Source organism: Aestuariibacter salexigens DSM 15300, from assembly GCF_000429145.1.
GTDB lineage: Bacteria > Pseudomonadota > Gammaproteobacteria > Enterobacterales > Alteromonadaceae > Aestuariibacter > Aestuariibacter salexigens.
In genome coordinates this window covers 81,787-98,465 of record NZ_AUBH01000011.1, presented here as the reverse complement: position 1 = coordinate 98,465, position 16,679 = coordinate 81,787, and the positions used below count along the sequence as shown (strand labels likewise).

General features: G+C 50.6%; 15 protein-coding genes. 12 read left to right on the top strand and 3 right to left on the bottom strand.

Annotation, left to right across the window (positions count from 1 at the left end):
- Positions 1–153: 153 nt before the first annotated feature.
- Genes argC through G441_RS0113925 form a run of 7 tightly spaced genes read left to right on the top strand, consistent with a single transcriptional unit; the run spans position 154 to position 7,119 of the window.
- Positions 154–1,188 carry an N-acetyl-gamma-glutamyl-phosphate reductase gene (gene argC / locus G441_RS0113955; RefSeq protein WP_034475195.1) on the top strand — a complete coding sequence of 345 codons (1,035 nt, stop codon included), beginning with the start codon at positions 154–156 and terminating at the stop codon, positions 1,186–1,188.
- Positions 1,185–1,985 (top strand): acetylglutamate kinase, encoded by an 801-nt coding sequence (argB, locus tag G441_RS0113950; protein ID WP_026376921.1) that lies wholly within the window; start codon positions 1,185–1,187, stop codon positions 1,983–1,985. The genes argC and argB overlap by 4 nt, the downstream gene beginning before the upstream one ends.
- Positions 1,982–2,905, top strand: coding sequence for an ornithine carbamoyltransferase (locus tag G441_RS0113945; RefSeq protein ID WP_026376920.1), 924 nt, complete (start codon positions 1,982–1,984; stop codon positions 2,903–2,905). The genes argB and G441_RS0113945 overlap by 4 nt, the downstream gene beginning before the upstream one ends.
- Positions 2,906–2,908: 3 nt before the next feature.
- Positions 2,909–4,129 (top strand): argininosuccinate synthase, encoded by a 1,221-nt coding sequence (locus G441_RS0113940; protein WP_026376919.1) that lies wholly within the window; start codon positions 2,909–2,911, stop codon positions 4,127–4,129.
- Between the two features lie 2 nt (positions 4,130–4,131).
- Complete coding sequence (argH, locus tag G441_RS18760; protein ID WP_051275618.1) at positions 4,132–5,538, top strand: argininosuccinate lyase; 1,407 nt, start codon at positions 4,132–4,134, stop codon at positions 5,536–5,538.
- Positions 5,538–6,863: an amino-acid N-acetyltransferase gene (argA, locus tag G441_RS0113930; protein ID WP_026376918.1), complete on the top strand. Its 1,326-nt coding sequence runs from the start codon at positions 5,538–5,540 to the stop codon at positions 6,861–6,863. Before argH ends, argA begins: the two co-directional genes overlap by 1 nt.
- 37 nt (positions 6,864–6,900) lie before the next feature.
- The gene (locus G441_RS0113925) at positions 6,901–7,119 is read left to right on the top strand and encodes a hypothetical protein (RefSeq protein ID WP_156896380.1); all 219 of its coding nucleotides are present in this window, start codon (positions 6,901–6,903) and stop codon (positions 7,117–7,119) included.
- Positions 7,120–7,121: 2 nt separating this feature from the next.
- On the opposite strand, the gene G441_RS0113920 is transcribed toward G441_RS0113925, so the two are convergent.
- The 3 genes from G441_RS0113920 to G441_RS0113910 all read right to left on the bottom strand — a co-directional run bounded on the left by G441_RS0113920 (position 7,122) and on the right by G441_RS0113910 (position 11,989).
- Positions 7,122–7,589, bottom strand: coding sequence for a YaiI/YqxD family protein (locus G441_RS0113920; RefSeq protein ID WP_026376916.1), 468 nt, complete (start codon positions 7,587–7,589; stop codon positions 7,122–7,124).
- Between the two features lie 4 nt (positions 7,590–7,593).
- Positions 7,594–9,282, bottom strand: coding sequence for an NAD-dependent malic enzyme (locus G441_RS0113915; protein WP_026376915.1), 1,689 nt, complete (start codon positions 9,280–9,282; stop codon positions 7,594–7,596).
- 76 nt (positions 9,283–9,358) lie between these two features.
- A complete protein-coding gene (locus tag G441_RS0113910) occupies positions 9,359–11,989 on the bottom strand; it encodes a penicillin-binding protein 1A (protein ID WP_026376914.1) in 2,631 nt (876 codons plus the stop codon).
- Between the two features lie 137 nt (positions 11,990–12,126).
- On the opposite strand from G441_RS0113910, the gene pilM reads away from it, so the two are divergent.
- From pilM to G441_RS0113885, 5 genes are read left to right on the top strand one after another with little or no spacing between them, the layout of a single operon-like run.
- Entirely contained in the window at positions 12,127–13,194 is a 1,068-nt protein-coding gene (gene pilM / locus G441_RS0113905) for a type IV pilus assembly protein PilM (protein WP_026376913.1), read from the top strand.
- A complete protein-coding gene (locus G441_RS0113900) occupies positions 13,182–13,766 on the top strand; it encodes a PilN domain-containing protein (protein WP_026376912.1) in 585 nt (194 codons plus the stop codon). The genes pilM and G441_RS0113900 overlap by 13 nt, the downstream gene beginning before the upstream one ends.
- Complete coding sequence (locus G441_RS0113895) at positions 13,763–14,365, top strand: type IV pilus inner membrane component PilO (protein WP_026376911.1); 603 nt, start codon at positions 13,763–13,765, stop codon at positions 14,363–14,365. Before G441_RS0113900 ends, G441_RS0113895 begins: the two co-directional genes overlap by 4 nt.
- On the top strand, positions 14,362–14,898 hold the full coding sequence (locus G441_RS0113890; RefSeq protein ID WP_026376910.1) for a pilus assembly protein PilP: 537 nt from the start codon (positions 14,362–14,364) through the stop codon (positions 14,896–14,898). The genes G441_RS0113895 and G441_RS0113890 overlap by 4 nt, the downstream gene beginning before the upstream one ends.
- Complete coding sequence (locus tag G441_RS0113885; protein WP_026376909.1) at positions 14,891–16,657, top strand: type IV pilus secretin PilQ; 1,767 nt, start codon at positions 14,891–14,893, stop codon at positions 16,655–16,657. Before G441_RS0113890 ends, G441_RS0113885 begins: the two co-directional genes overlap by 8 nt.
- Positions 16,658–16,679 lie beyond the last annotated feature (22 nt).

Sequence of the window (16,679 nt, the reverse complement as noted above, 5' to 3'; positions counted from 1 at the left end):
AGATTTCTCCCAGCCTGGCTATGCGCATCACATCATGCGACGATGAATAACTTGACGCATGCATAGCCCGTCCTTTTCTGGTGTTGCCTAGGTACGACAGCGTATCTTTCCAGAGAAGGGCGATTTTTTCTTTTTTACGTTATAAAAGTGCTTATGAAAACCTGTGTTATTGGGGCCAGTGGCTATACCGGTGCAGAGCTGTGTCGACTGCTCGCCAACCATCCTTTATTTGAATTATCTGACGTGTACGTATCGTCTGGCAGTGCTGATGCACACAAATTGCTAAGTGATTTACACGGTCAGCTTGCAGGCACGGTTGATCTTCCCCTGCAGCCGTTGGAGGATGAAGCGCTTGCCTCGCTTGCCAATGACATGGACCTGATTTTCCTGGCTACACCTCACGAGGCCAGCCATGACTGGATGCCCGTTCTGACCTCGGGGAAGGCGAAGATACTGGATTTATCCGGTGCGTTTCGAATCAAGCATACAGAAACGTTCAAGGCATTTTATGGCTTTGACCACATGTATACCGAGCTTTTATCCAGTGCAGTGTATGGACTGGCAGACTGGCACGCCGCACAGATTGCAGATGCCAGACTCATTGCTGTACCCGGCTGCTATCCGACTGCCGCTCTGACAGCGCTTAAACCCTTATTTCAAAACGGCTTGCTGGATGACAGTGTCAGGCCGATTATCAATGCAGTATCGGGTGTCAGCGGTGCCGGGCGCAAAGCAGCACTGAGTAACAGCTTCTGTGAAGTCAGCCTACAGGCCTACGGTGTATTGCAGCATCGTCACACTCCTGAAATCGAAGCGTATCTGGGATGTCCGGTTATCTTCACGCCCCACCTTGGTAACTTCAAACGCGGCATACTCGCCACTATCACCGCCAAGCTGGCGGCAGGTATCAGTGCTAAACAGGTCAATGATGCGTACTATGAAGCCTATGCAAAGACGCCTATTGTCAGAATGCGCACGCAATTTCCCAAACTCGATGATGTAGTGGGATCACCGTATTGCGATTTACACTGGAAGTACGATCCACAGTCGAGATATCTGGTAGTAACGTCAGCGATTGATAATTTGCTTAAAGGCGCGGCGTCCCAGGCAATGCAGTGTGCCAATATTGTGGCTGGATTGCCCTCACATCAGGGATTAGTCTCCAGCAAGCAGGATGGTGCGCTATGAGTAGCAACACCCTGGTCATAAAAGTTGGCGGTGAACTGCTGCAAAAACCCGATATTGCTATCGATTTTCTACATGTCCTTGAGCAGCTCCAGCAGCGCTTTCTCATCGTGCTGGTGCACGGCGGGGGTGCACTGGTTGAAGAGTTGATGCAAAGCCTGAATTTGCCCAGTGAAAAATATCAGGGTCTTCGTATCACGCCCGACGAGCATATGAAATATATTGCCGGAGCTCTCGGTGGCACCGCAAATAAACAGCTTTGTGCACTGGCTCAACGAGCTGGGCTTAACACCGTGGGGCTATGTCTGGCCGATGGCGGCATGATTGTGAGCCATCCCTTATCGGAGCACCTGGGTGCAGTGGGCGATGCTACGCCCGCGAATGATGCCTTACCCAAATTATTACTGCAGCAAGGTTATCTGCCTGTCGTCAGTTCTATTGGGGCTGATGGCAGTGGCCGGCTACTTAACGTGAATGCCGATCAGGCTGCAACGGCACTGGCCACCTTATTGCACGCAAGACTATTTTTATTATCAAACGTCACCGGCGTGCTCGATAGTGAACAACAGCTGTGCGAGCAACTCGACCCGCAACAAGTCGACAAAATGGTTGCCGACGGGGTTATCGCAGACGGCATGCTGGTCAAAGTCAAAGCAGCACAGGATGCTGCAAACACATTAAATCAGGCGGTGACCATTGCTAGTTGGCAACAACCCTCACAGTTACTGGGATTATTGTCAGGAGATTTACCCGGGACACGTATTTTACCTTCAAATAAGGCTGCAGGAGCAACGCCATGAAACGTGACTTATTAACCTTCAGCGATTGGCACAGTGAGTCATTTAAGGCTCTTATTTCGCTGGCACAAACTATTAAAACAACGCCATTAGCGTACCGCGATGCTCTGGCAGGAAAGTCAGTCGTTGCGCTGTTTGAAAAACCGTCGTTGCGCACCCGGGTCAGCTTTGACGTCGGGATCAACAAGCTTGGTGGACATCTGGTGTACCTGGATAGCCAGGCCAATAATTTATCCGGTCGTGAGGACAATGTGGACGTAGCGGCCAATCTTGCCTGCTGGGCGGATGCCATTGTTGCCCGGGTTTATCAGCATGAAACGCTGCAAATGTTCGCCCAAGCCAGCAAGGTACCGGTGATTAATGCCCTGTGTGATCGTTTCCACCCCTGTCAGGCACTGGCTGACCTACTCACCTTAACTGAGGTGTATGGTGACCTTAAAGACGTGACCGTGGCTTACATTGGCGATGGCAATAATGTCACCCACTCGCTGATGATCGCATCGGCACTGGCCGGTTGTAATGTCACCGTGGTCACGCCCAAAGGCTATGAAACCGATGTGCAGATCACGCACCTGGCGGCTCAACTGGCTGAGCACAATCAGACAACGCTGACAGTAAGTAATGATCTGCAGGCTGCACAGGGCGCACAAGTGTTGTATACGGACACCTGGCTGTCTATGGGAGATACAACGCCGCTTGAACAAATCAAAGACACCTTTATGCCTTATCAAATCAACGATCAGTTAATGGCTGCAACCGGTGCACAATATGTGATGCACTGTCAGCCGGCACATCGCGATCTGGAAATAACCGGCAGTCTGATCGATAGTCAATATTCATTGCTAATGCAGCAAGCAGAAAACCGTATGCATGGCCAGAATGCCATTTTGGTCAACCTGCTTGCTGAGCCTAACGTGGAGTAATCAATGCCCTCGAAAAATATTAATAAAGTGGTGCTGGCCTATTCTGGGGGATTAGACACCTCAGCCATCATTCCCTGGTTAAAAGAAAACTATGACTGTGAAGTGATCGCGTTTGCAGCCGATGTTGGACAGGGAGACGAAGAGCTTGAAGGCCTTGAGCAAAAAGCGATTAGCTCTGGTGCCAGTGAATGTCATATCGTCGATTTAAAACAGGAATTCGTTGCTGATTATATCTTCCCGACCATCACCACCGGCGCGGTATATGAAGGTGAGTACTTACTAGGTACCTCGATGGCACGCCCCGTTATTGCCAAGGCACAGGTTGAGATCGCTCGTAAAGTTGGTGCCGATGCGCTTAGCCACGGCTGTACCGGAAAAGGCAATGATCAGGTGCGTTTTGAAAGCACCTTTGCGGCATTGGCGCCCGACCTCACGGTGATTGCTCCATGGCGCGAATGGGATATGGTGTCCCGCGAAGATCTGCTCGAGTACCTCGCTGCCCGAGACATAAAAACCTCGGCGTCAGCGACCAAAATTTACAGCCGTGATGCCAATGCATGGCACATCAGTCATGAAGGTGGAGAACTGGAAGATCCCTGGTGTGAGCCAACCAAACAGGTTTGGACTATGACGGTGGATCCCGAAGATGCGCCCGATACGCCGGAAAAGGTAACCTTAAGCTTTTCAGAGGGGCGCCTGACTGCGGTGAATAATCAACCACTGAGTCCTTATGATGCGCTGGTCACCCTCAATGCCATTGCCGGTGCGCATGGGGTCGGCCGCATCGATATCGTCGAAAACCGCCTGGTCGGTATGAAATCACGGGGCTGTTATGAAACGCCCGGCGGCACCGTCTTACTCAAGGCCTACAAAGCACTGGAAACGCTGGTGCTGGATAAGGCAGCGTTGAAACATCGAGAGCAGCTCGGCCTGGAGTTTTCTCACGTGATGTATGACGGGCGCTGGTTTACGGCCTTAAGCGATGCTCTGCTCGCTGGCGCGGCTAGCTTCGCCAAACTGGTCACCGGCGATATTGTGGTCAAGCTTTATAAAGGTCAGGCCACAGTGATCCAGCGTCGCTCTCCGAACAGTCTGTACTCGGAGGACTTTGCCACCTTTGGTGCTGACGATGTATATGACCAGCGTCACGCAGAAGGCTTTATTCGTCTGTTCAGCTTGTCCAGTCGCATCAAAGCCTTACACGATTTGGATAAAGGAAAATAATCATGGCGCTTTGGGGAGGACGCTTCCAATCTGATAGCAGTGACATGTTCAGGCAGGTCAATGACTCTTTGCCGTTTGATCAGATCATGGCCGCACAGGATATTTTTGGCTCCATTGTCTGGTCCAGAGCGATTGCCAAGGCCGGTGTGCTAAGCAGTGATGAACAGCAAAAAATAGAGCAGGTGTTAAGTGAGCTGCTGGACAGTGCAAAACGCAATGAGCTCGATTTTGCCAGCAGCGGCGAGGAGGATATTCACAGTTTTGTAGAAGCTGCCCTGATCGACAAACTTGGCGATATTGGCAGGAAGCTGCATACCGGACGCAGTCGCAATGATCAGGTGGCGACGGATTTCAGACTCTGGTGTCGTGAACATATAGACCAGCTTCGTCTGGACGTCTTGTCCACCATTCAGTCTTTGCTGAATAGCGCCACTCGTCATCAGCACGCTATCCTGCCCGGCTATACTCATTTGCAGCGTGCCCAGCCAGTGCGCTTCCCGCACTGGTGTCTGGCGTATGTCGAAATGCTCAAGCGAGATTTGTCACGCCTGGATGATCTACGCAAGCGCCTTAATCAGTGTCCACTGGGCTGCGGCGCATTAGCAGGCACGACCTATCCTGTCGACCGCGAAGACATTGCCGCCCAGTTGGGCTTTGACGCTCCCTGTCAGAATAGCCTGGATGCGGTATCGGACAGAGATTTTGTACTGGAACTGATGTTTGTTGCCAGCACCAGCATGATGCATCTGTCGCGTATGGCTGAGGATCTGATTTTCTACAACAGCGGTGAAGCGGGGTTTATTCGCATGGGAGACGCGGTGACCTCCGGCTCATCACTGATGCCCCAAAAGAAAAACCCCGATGCAATGGAGCTAGTCAGAGGCAAGTGCGGACGGGTATTTGGTCACCTGCAGGCGCTGTTAGTCACCATGAAAGGCCTGCCATTGGCTTACAATAAAGATATGCAGGAAGACAAGGAAGGTGCGTTTGACAGTGTCAACCAATGGCATATTTGCCTGCGCATTAGCAGTGAAGTACTGGATAGTCTGGAGCTTAACACTGATGTCATGACAAAAGCCGCCCAGGCTGGCTATGCCAACGCCACGGAGTTGGCTGATTATCTGGTCGATAAAGGCATTCCGTTTCGCACCGCCCACGATATATCAGGGCAGGTTGTGCTGGCTGCATTAGACAAGGGTGTGGCGATAGAGTCGCTACCGCTCGATGTCCTCAAACAGTTCAGTGACAAAATTGATCACGATGTGTATGCCATTCTGGAGCTCGATTATCTGGTTGATAAGCGCAATATCCTTGGTGGCACAGGACAAAAGCCGGTTCAGCAGGCTCTTGCACGCGAGAAAGCGCATCTGAAAGCACTCATGGCAGCAGCCGAAAAGGACAGAGGTTAATGGTTTCACAACGTGATAGCGTCAGGCTGTTCAGGCATTCAGCGCCCTATATTAACGCGCATCGCGGCAAAACCTTCGTGCTAATGTTTGGCGGCGAAGCGATCGAAGACAGTAATTTCGCCAATATTATTCATGACATCGCGCTGTTGAATAGCCTCGGCGTGCGCCTTGTGCTGGTGCACGGTGCCAGACCACAAATTGACGAGCGTGTAGCACTAAGACGGCTCGACGCACGTTTTCATCAGGATATCCGCATTACCGACAAAGAAACGCTGGAGTGCGTCAAGGATGCGGCTGGCTCAGTGCGGGCGCAGGTCGAAGCGCTGCTGACCATGGGATTGGCTAATTCACCCATGCATGGCTCACAGATCAGAGTGTGCTCGGGTAACTTAGTGGTCGCCAAACCGATTGGGGTGCGTGATGGCGTAGACTTTGAAAATACAGGTTTGGTCAGGCGTGTCGATGCAGAGGGCATTAATGATCACCTCAATGACGGTTCCATCGTATTGCTGTCACCTATGGGATACTCTCCGACAGGCGAGGTATTCAATCTGTCTCATGAAGATGTTGCCACCCAAACGGCTATCACGCTCAAGGCAGATAAGCTCATCATTTTTGGTCCCAGTCAGGGGATCATGACAGACGAAGGCCAGTTAAAGCGCACCATTGAGCTGGAACAACTCATTGAACTGGCCGGTCATCCGCATTTGCAGAAAGAGCACGGGATCGTGGACGCGCTTGCCAAGTCCGTAGAGGCCGGTGTGCCTCGCTGTCACTATATTAGTTACCGTCAGGATGGGGCACTGTTGCAGGAGCTCTTTACCCGCGATGGTACCGGTTCACTGGTGATGAAAAAGCATTATGAACAGCTACGCAACGCGGTGATCGAAGATGTCGGTGGGATCCTAAAGCTGATCAAGCCGATGGAAGAGTCGGGGGTGCTGGTAAAACGTTCTCGCGAGTTGTTAGAAAATGAGATTGAACGTTTCACCGTACTGGTGCGCGATGGCGCTATTGTTGGCTGCGCAGCGCTGTATCCCTACATCGACGATCGTTGCGGAGAGATCGCATGCGTCGCCACGCATCCGGATTATCGTGGCAAAAATCGTGGCGAACGGATGATGGAGGCACTCAAACAACGTGCTCTTGAGCTCGGCTTGGACTATGTGTTCGTACTCACTACAACGACCGCGCACTGGTTCCTCGAACAAGGTTTTGCACCGTCTACGCCTGATGCATTGCCTGAGTCCAAGAAGTCGCTGTACAACTATCAGCGCAATTCGAAGGTCTTCACGTTGGATTTACACACAGGTTCGCCGGTATGACAGACTGTCATTGCGATGACGTTAAATGGAAAACACCATGAAAAAGCTCGGCATCATGTTACTTGCCATTGGCTTATTTGCTGCCTACGGTACCTACCGCCTGGTGAATGATAAACAGTTTCGTTATGTACGTACACACGGTGCGGTGCAGGCTAGTGAAGATCCTGAAGGGTACAGAGGTACATTGATAATCGCCGGCGGTATGGCAGCCTTCGGCATCATCGGCGGGCTTGTTTTGATCGTCCGCAGCAAATAGCGCTATGATATGCGTCGTCTAGTGAGCCAACGGTCCAGGTAGTTAGCGAATGCCTGTTTTTCGGATTGACTGAGCGGCGGCGGGCCTCCGGTATGCACGCCACTGGCGCGCATAGTATCCATAAAATCACGCATATTCAGACGCGAGCGTATGTTCTCACGGCTGAATTCGTCACCTCTGGCACTGACGACCTGTGCACCTTTCGCCAATGCGTCAGCCGCTAGCGGGATATCACTGGTCACCACCAGATCACCTTCTCCGGCACGGCGCACGATTTCATTGTCGGCCTCGTCAAACCCATGACTTACCACCAATAAATTGACGAACTTCGTCGCTGGCGTGCGCATAGATTGGTTGGCCACCAATGTACACTGCACTTGCTGTCGCTCGGCTGCGCGAAACAGGATCTCTTTAATCGGAACCGGACAGGCATCCGCATCGACCCATATTTGCGCAGCGCGTTGTTGCATAAGGTTAGATACTCACCCGCTTGTACGGACGATATTCCGGCGTCCAAAAGTTCCGTTCAATTCTGCTTTGCAACTGATCATCAGAGGTTTCCAGCGCCAGTCCTTCCTGCTGCGCTACTTTACCGACTGCAAAGGCAATCTTGCGGCTCAGTGCAGCAATATCACGCAGTGAGGGCAATAACTCGCCCTCGCCGGTATTCGCCAGCGGTGAGGCATCGGCAAGAGCCTCACTGGCGGCCATCAGCATAGCATCGCTAATGAGCCTTGCTTTTGAAGCCACCACACCAAGCCCAATCCCCGGGAAAATATAGCTGTTGTTGCACTGCGCAATCGGATACACCTTGTCACCGTAACTCACTGGCGTAAACGGGCTGCCGGTAGCAATGATAACATTACCATCAGTCCACTCGATCACCTGCTCAGGTCGCGCTTCAACCTGTCGTGATGGATTACTCAGCGGGAAGATGATTGGCAGCTCACACTGCTGTTTCATGGTGCGGATAACCTGTTCGGTGAATAATCCAGCCTGACCAGATACGCCAATGAGAATATCCGGCTTGGCACAGTGAATAACATCCATCAGGGTTGGCCATTCGCCGCTGTATTGCCATGATGCCAAATCGTCCTGCGACTGCTGCAATTTCTGCTGGAAGTCCCGCAAGCCCTGCATGCCTTCCGTCAGCAAGCCGTAGCGGTCAACCATAAACACCTGTTTACGGGCCTGCGCATCGCTAATGCCTTCCTGTACCATGCGCGCAATGATCATCTCGGCAATGCCACACCCTGCCGAGCCTGCACCCACGAATACCACTTTCTGTTCGCTAAGCTTAGCGTTTTTAATACGACAGGCAGCCAGAATGGTACCCACCGTGACGGCCGCGGTACCTTGAATATCGTCATTGAAACAGCATACTTTATCTCGGTAGCGAGTCAGAAGTGGCATCGCATTGGGCTGGGCGAAGTCTTCAAATTGCACCATCACCTCTGGCCAGCGGCGATACACGGCCTGCATAAACATATCGACGAATTCGTTATATTCATCCTGTTCGATACGCTTGTGCCGTGCCCCCATGTACATAGGATCATTCAGCAGCTTTTCATTATTGGTACCCACGTCCAGCATCACTGGCAGCGTATAGGCAGGGCTAATACCGCCGCACGCGGTATACAGAGACAGTTTACCGATTGGGATCCCCATACCGCCAATACCCTGATCGCCAAGTCCCAGAATACGTTCGCCGTCTGTCACTACGATAACCTTCACTTTGCGTTTAGTCGCATTTCGTAAGATGTCATCAATCTGGTGGCGCTCAGAATAGGAAATAAATAATCCTCGTGAACTGCGATAGATGTCTGAGAATTGCTCGCAGGCATCGCCCACCGTCGGCGTATAGATGATCGGCATCATCTCGTCGATATGATCCTGGATCAGCTTGTAATACAGCGTCTCATTGGTGTCCTGAATAGAGCGCAGGTAAATATGCTTATTGATGGTTTCTGAAAAGCTGCGGTACTGCATATAGGCGCGTTCGGCCTGCTCGTCGATCGTTTCATACCGAGGCGGAAGCAACCCCATCAGGTTGAATGTGACGCGCTCCTGGGCGCTGAATGCACTGCCTTTATTCAGCAGCGGCGTCTCAAGCAGAGACGGTCCGGCATGTGGTATATACAGGTAGTTTTGTTGTTGTGTCATGGTGTATCCCAAGCCCCGAGCACATACGTGAAATCAGGGTGTGATAATCAAGTTAGTCTGTTGTTGTGCGCGAAGTTTAAAATATTTCTACCGGTTCTGGGCGATCTTCGTCTTCAGATTCAAGTGGATCGACCAGTTCCTCGTCTAATACATAGACCTGAGGTTCAGTTCCTTTCATGAAATATTCAAACATCGCAGTATGATCAGTGCGTCGCGTTAACTTGCCGCTATTGCGGTCGATTCGCACGGTGACGATATCATCCGGTATGGGCATGAAAGATTCCGGCACATCTTCCAGCGCCACCTGCATGAAGCGGATCCAAGCCGGTTGCGCCGCTTTTGCACCATCTTCAGCGCCAATTAACGCATTGCCAATCCAATTGAATTTTTCCGGATTGAGATTGACCAGATTCTGATTGCGGGTCGTTCTTCCAAGCTGACGATTCATATCATCGAAACCGACCCAACTGGTTGCAACCAGATCCCGGGTAAAGCCAGTAAACCAGGTGTCTCTGGAATCGTTGGTCGTTCCTGTTTTGCCGGCAATATCTTCACGCTCAAGAATATTTCTGGCCCGCCATCCGGTGCCCATCCAGTAGGTTTTCTTGCTCCAGTTACCGTTTGCACGCACCGCAGTGCGCAACATCTCTGCGACTAAAAATGCGTTTTGTTCGGAAATTACCCTTGGCGCAGGAATAACAGGTTCCTTTCTCATAGGCTCACTGGTCAGGATTGACAACTCGGCTTCCAGCAAGGATTCCACGTCAGTATCGTCTACCGGCTGGTTAACCTGCGCAGTGAGCTCACAGTCTTCACACGCTACCGGAGGGTTAGCCGCCCACAGGGTGTTGTCCTGATCATCAGCAATACGTTGAATGAAATGGGGTTCCACAAGGAAGCCGCCATTGGCGATCACCGCCATGGCTCTGGCCACTTCTAACGGCGTATGTGAGCCGGAACCAAGAGATACGGTCTCATCACGAGGGATTTCGTCGCGTTGGAATCCAAATCGAGTCAAATGATCGATAGCATTGTCTAGCCCCACACCGCGAAGTAAGCGTACCGACACTACGTTTTTGGATTTGCCCAGTGCAACGCGCATTCTGATTGGGCCGTCATACTCAGCAGGTGAGTTTTGTGGACGCCACGCAACGCCTGAACTCTTATCCCACTGATTGATTGGCGCGTCGTTGATGATACTGGCGATCGTGTAACCGTTTTCCAGCGCGGAAGAATAAACGAAAGGCTTAATATTTGAGCCAACCTGACGCTTAGCCTGCGTCGCCCGGTTAAACTGACTCTCATAAAAGCTGTAGCCGCCAACCACTGCCTGCGCGGCACCGTTGTGCGGGTCCAAGGCAATAAAGGCTCCGCTCACTTCCGGCATTTGCGAAAGCTGCCAACGACCGTCATCAAAACGTTTTCTTATCCACACCAGCTGTCCCTGCTGAGCCACGTCTGCGGCGACCTTGGGGTCGTCCCCCTGGCGATTGTCAGCAATGTATGGGCGAGCCCACATCAGCCCGTCCCAGCCAATGTCGATATATTGACCGCTGGCATCAAACACTTCGATATTTTGATGGTCGACGCGTGTCACGATAGCCGGCACCAGCGGATCAATAGCATTGACGTCGGCTAATGCCTCAAGCATTTGCTGTTCACTCCAGGCAGGGTCGTCTATCGGACCTTCGGTAATATCTGGCTCATCCAGATTTTCATAATCAATCGGTTGCCATAGCTGCCTAATCGGCCCGCGATAGCCATGCCGTTCATCATAATCATGGAGATTCTGAACCACCGCTCTTTGCGCCGCTTGCTGCAAGTGCGACGGTACGGTTGCATAGACTTTATATCCGCCAGTTTCTGCTTCTTCCTTGCCATACAGCTCGACCATTTCGTTATAGATAAGATCGGCCAAATAGGGAGCGTCCAGCTCAATCTCAGCGCCATGCTTGCGGGCGGTCACCGGCGCATTGGCAGCCTGCTCAAATTGCGCCCGGTCTATATAACCTTCGTCGAGCATACGCAGCAGCACCACTCTGCGACGTTCAATCGAACGGTCTGGGCGGCTGATGGGATTCATGGTGGAAGGCGCCTTCGGTAAGCCAGCAATAGTGGCAAGCTGAGCAAGCGTCAGGTCTTTTATATCTTTGCCGTAATACACCTGCGCGGCTGCACCAAATCCGAACGCCCGATGACCAAGTTCAATCTTATTGAGGTACAGCTCAAGAATTTCACGCTTGGATAACAGCTGCTCCATATGCCAGGCGATAAAAATTTCTTTTATTTTACGGATGTAAGTTTTATCACGAGTCAGAAAAAAGCCGCGCGCAAGCTGCATTGTCAGCGTACTGGCACCCTGTTGTTTCTCACCGGTAATAATTAGATTAATGGCAGCTCTCACGATGCCGATAGGATCAATACCAGGATGCTCATAGAAGCGACTGTCCTCTGTGGCCAGAACAGCCTGTATAAGCTGCTCTGGTACGTCGTCCAGAGTCAACGGGATACGCCGTTTTACACCGAATTGCGAGATCAGTTTACCGTCGCTGGTATAGATGCGCATGGGTGTCTGTAAACGCACATCTTTGAGAACGTCGACGCTCGGTAACTCAGGTTTGATATAAAAATAAATACCTGTAATTGTTACCAGCCCGACCAGTGCTGCAACAGAAATTGTGTAAAACAAAGGCTTTATGTACTTCACAAAGACTATAATACCAAGGCAAAATCGTTGAAATGGCTTATATTTTATACCTATGTACCGTTATTAGAACCATACTTATGAAAAAATTCGGTAATAATGTCGTTTCAACGCTATCGTTATGATTGGAAATTATTGTGATTAAAGCGCTTTTTCAGAAACAAATACCGCAGATGATCGGCCTGGATATCGGGACCCGTTTCATTAAAGCTGTATTGCTGGAAAAAGATGGCGATGGCTATAAGATTCAACAAGCCGTATGTGAATCTATTGGTGGCAACGCTTTCGATGACCGAGCAATCAAGGATTTTGACACCGTCAGCAAGGCGTTGGCGAAAGTTAAGAAGAGCCTGAAAATCAAGAATAAAGCTATTGCGACAGCTGTCGCGGGCCCTTCAGTGATCAGCAAAATTGTGTTTATGGAGCCTGAGCAAACTGACTATGAGTTAGAGGGTCAGATTGAGATAGAGGCGGATAGTCTGATCCCTTACCCGCTTGATGAAGTGTATCTCGACTTTGAAGAACTTGGGCCAAGTGCATCACATAACAGCAAAGTAGAAGTATTGCTGACTGCTGCACATAAAGACTTGATTGATTCCAGAATGTTATTGCTCAGAGAGGCACCTTTTGAGCCTAAAGTGATGGATGTCGAAAGCAACGCGTTAGCGAACGCGCTGAAATTCTTCAATCCTTCCGGGGCTGGTGAGGAAACCTGTTGCTTCAATATCGGCGCATCGCTTATGCAAATGTGCGTATTAGATGAAGAAGGCAATGTGAAATACACCAAAGAGCATACGTTCGGACTGGATAATTTGATTCAGGACCTGGCACTGGTGCACTCACTCGAGAAAGATGAGGCTGAACAGCAGCTGCTTGAGGGTACCTTGCCTGCCAACTGGCGCACCGACACTTATCCGGTGTTTCTGGCCAATTTACAGCAACAAATTAATCGTGCCATTCAGTTATATACGTCCTCCACACATGCGCAACGCCCTGCCTCCATTGTCATATGCGGCGGCGGTGCGTGTATCACCGGCATTGCTGACGACCTGAGTCAGGATCTGGGTATTGGTGTCAGTGTATTCAATCCTTTTGCTGATATGGCAACGAGTGACAAAGTCAATTCTGAGACACTGACTGACTTCGCCCCTCAGTTGGCTATTGCAGCTGGGCTTGCAAGCAGGAGCTTTACACCATGGCACATATAAATTTACTGCCGTGGCGCGATGCTCAGCGTCAACATAAAAAGCAGCAATACATGATGGCATTGCTTGCCACCGCGATAATCACGTTTTTGCTATTTTGGTTCATCGGGCAGGGCTTCAACGCACTGATAGATCAGCAGAACAAGCGTAACCGCTATCTGCAGGATGAGATTGCCATCCTCGATGCGCAGGTCGCTAAAATCCGCGACATTAAAGACAATAAAGCCGCTATCGAACAGCGTATGGCACTGATTGAGCAGCTTCAGGCTAGTCGTAACATTGCGCCCATCGTGTTCGACGAACTGGCCAGGATTTTGCCGCCGGGCATTGCGTTCAAAACCATGAAACGCACCGGTAACAAGATTGAAATACTAGGCATCAGCGAATCAAATAATCGCCTGTCCAGATTTATGCGCGAATTGGAAGACTCCAAGGTGTTCACCCAAGGCGTACTATCTTCAATTGTTGCCGATACAGAGGGCACTGATGCCGTAAGCGACTTCAAGTTGACCTTTAGCATAAGTCCGTCAATTGCCCCCATTGTGTCGGTGGTTGAGCAGGAGAAGGCCAAATGAAATTTGATGTCACAAAATTAAAGGAAATGAATGACCTGGATTTCGAGCAAATCCCGGTCTGGCCTGCCGAAGTTAAAATCGTTGTCGCCACAGTAGTTGCCATATTGGTGGGCGTACTCGGTTATTACACCGTTGTCAGTGATAAAATCCCGGTGCTTGAAAAAGCTGAGGCGCAGGAAATAGACCTCAAGCAGCAGTACGCCGCTAAGTATCGTATCGCCGTCAATCTTGCTGCCTATGAGGAACAACTTGCCCGAATCGAAGAAGACTTTTCTTCAATGCTCAAGTCATTGCCAACCAGCAATGAAACGCCGGGCCTGTTGGACGACGTGACGCGTGTCGGCACAACGGCCGGACTTAACTTCCGCCTACTTAACTGGCAGCAGGAAGTGCCGAAAGAGTTTTACACTGAGCTGCCTATACAATTGCAGGTCAGTGGCACCTACCATGAGATTGGCGAGTTTTCTTCTGCGGTAGCGAATCTATCCCGTATCGTCACGTTGCATGATTTTGATATCACCCAAAGCACAGGTGAGCTGAGTTTGAATATGCAGGCAAAAACCTATCGCACATCTACGGCAGCGGAGGTTAAGCAATGAAAAAGTGGCTGATCATCGCTACGGTTTTGCTGCTGGCCGGATGTAAGGGCGGTACCGAAGATTTACGTCAGTACACCGAACAGGTTAAGGCCAACACGCAGGTGTCTATTGAACCTTACCCAGAATTTAAAACCATGCCGGCGTTTGAATATGCCGCACAGGAATTGCGCAGTCCGTTTACACGTCCTCGCAATCAACAGGTAGAACAAGTCACCGGACAGCAAGCCAATTGTTTGCAACCCGACTTTAGCCGTCAAAAAGAGCCACTTGAGCAATATGGTATTGATGCACTGTCTATGGCGGGCATGTTTACCAGTCAGGGCACACAATGGATCCTGGTCAAAGCCAATGATGGTTCGTTATATAAAGCAACGGTGGGCAACCATATCGGTTTGTTCTTTGGTGAAATCACGTCAATTCAAAATGGCAAGGTAGCTATTACTGAAATGCTGCCCGATGGTGCAGGGTGCTGGCAGAAGAAGCAAACCACGCTGACCATGTCGTCGACGGCAGGAGAATCTAATAATGTCTGAGCGATATATTTTTAATAAAAAACTGAACAGATCACACCACAAACTGTGGATGATGCTGGCGTTGCTGGCAATGATAGCCGTCGCCTTTTCATCGGTTGCCCAGCAGAACACGCCTCCACCGTTATTGGATCCCTATGCCGAAACGCAGCAAGATTTTGCGGCAACGCTGATTGACGTGGCATTCACCAGAACATCGGACGGCGCTGGTCGCACGGTGTTTACTTTCGATAACGACGACTTCAAATCAAACTTTGTTGAAGCGCAGAATAAGCTGTTTATTCAAATGCCAGCCACTGCGATTGCTGACGACCAGTTATTCCAACTCGACGTAGTGGAATTTGGCACCCCGATTACGCTTATCGAAACGTTCCAGGAAGATAAAGACGGTCGCATCGAAATGTTGACCACTGGCGCCACGCGCTTTACTCAACAGCGCGATGGCAACAGCCTTATCGTTGAAATTCAACCAGTCAGTGAACAAGAGCAACAGCAACAACAGACCGACAGCCTATACTCGGGCAAGCCTATTTCTCTGGATTTCCAAGACGTGCCCGTCAGACAGGTGTTACAGATCATCGCCCAGGTTAATGGCTTTAATTTGGTCACGACAGATACAGTTTCAGGCAATGTGACCATCAATCTGAACAGTGTGCCGTGGGACCAGGCTCTAGACATGATTCTGAAAATCAAAGGGTTAGGGAAGCGCCTGGAAGGCAATATATTACTTATCGCGCCTAGTGAAGAGCTATCCGCAAGAGAGACTCAGGAGCTGCAATCGCAGCAGCAGGTGCAGGAACTTGCGCCACTGCGTATCGCTAATGTAACCGTTAACTATGCCAAAGCCGAAGAGATGGCAACGCTGTTGCGCAATGCAGAAGGCGGCATTCTGTCAGCACGTGGTACTGTCAGCGTTGACGAGCGCACCAACACCCTGCTGATCCGTGACACACAGGAATCAATTGATGAAGCCCGTGCGCTGATTGAAGCGTTAGATATCCCAGTCAGACAGGTACTGATTGAATCTCGGATGGTGACCGTTCGCGATAACGTTGATGAACAGTTAGGTGTGCGCTGGGGATTCACAGACCAGCAAAATGATGATGGCGTATCAGGCTCACTGCAGGGTGCAGAAACCGTCGCCGGTGGTGTGATCCCTGCACTTTCTGACCGACTCAATGTGAACCTGCCAGTGACCAGTGCGGCGGGCCGCATCGGCTTCCAGGTCGCCAGTCTGGTTGACGGCACCATTCTTGATCTCGAGCTTTCCGCTCTGGAGTCAGAGAATAAAGGTGAAATCATTGCCAGTCCGCGCATTACTGTGGCTAATCAGCAGGAAGCCTACATTGAACAAGGTACTGAAATTCCTTACGTTCAGGCGACATCAAGCGGTGCCACCTCTGTTGAATTCAAAAAGGCTGTATTGAGTCTCAAAGTGACACCGCATATCACACCGGATAACCGAATCATTCTGAATCTGGTTGTAACACAGGATACGCGTGGTGAAACACTGCAGACATCAACCGGTCCTGCAGTAGCGATTGATACTCAGGAAATCAGCACGCAGGTATTGGTCAACAATGGCGAAACCATCGTGTTAGGCGGTATTTTCCAACAGCAGAGCACCCAGGCAGAGTCAAAAGTGCCACTGTTCGGCGACCTGCCCGTTGTTGGCGCTCTGTTTAGAAACAAGCAAGTGTTGGATCAAAAACGGGAATTGTTAATCTTCGTGACGCCCAAAATACTGACTGACTCACTGTAAATTGTGCAAGGCAGTATGCTGA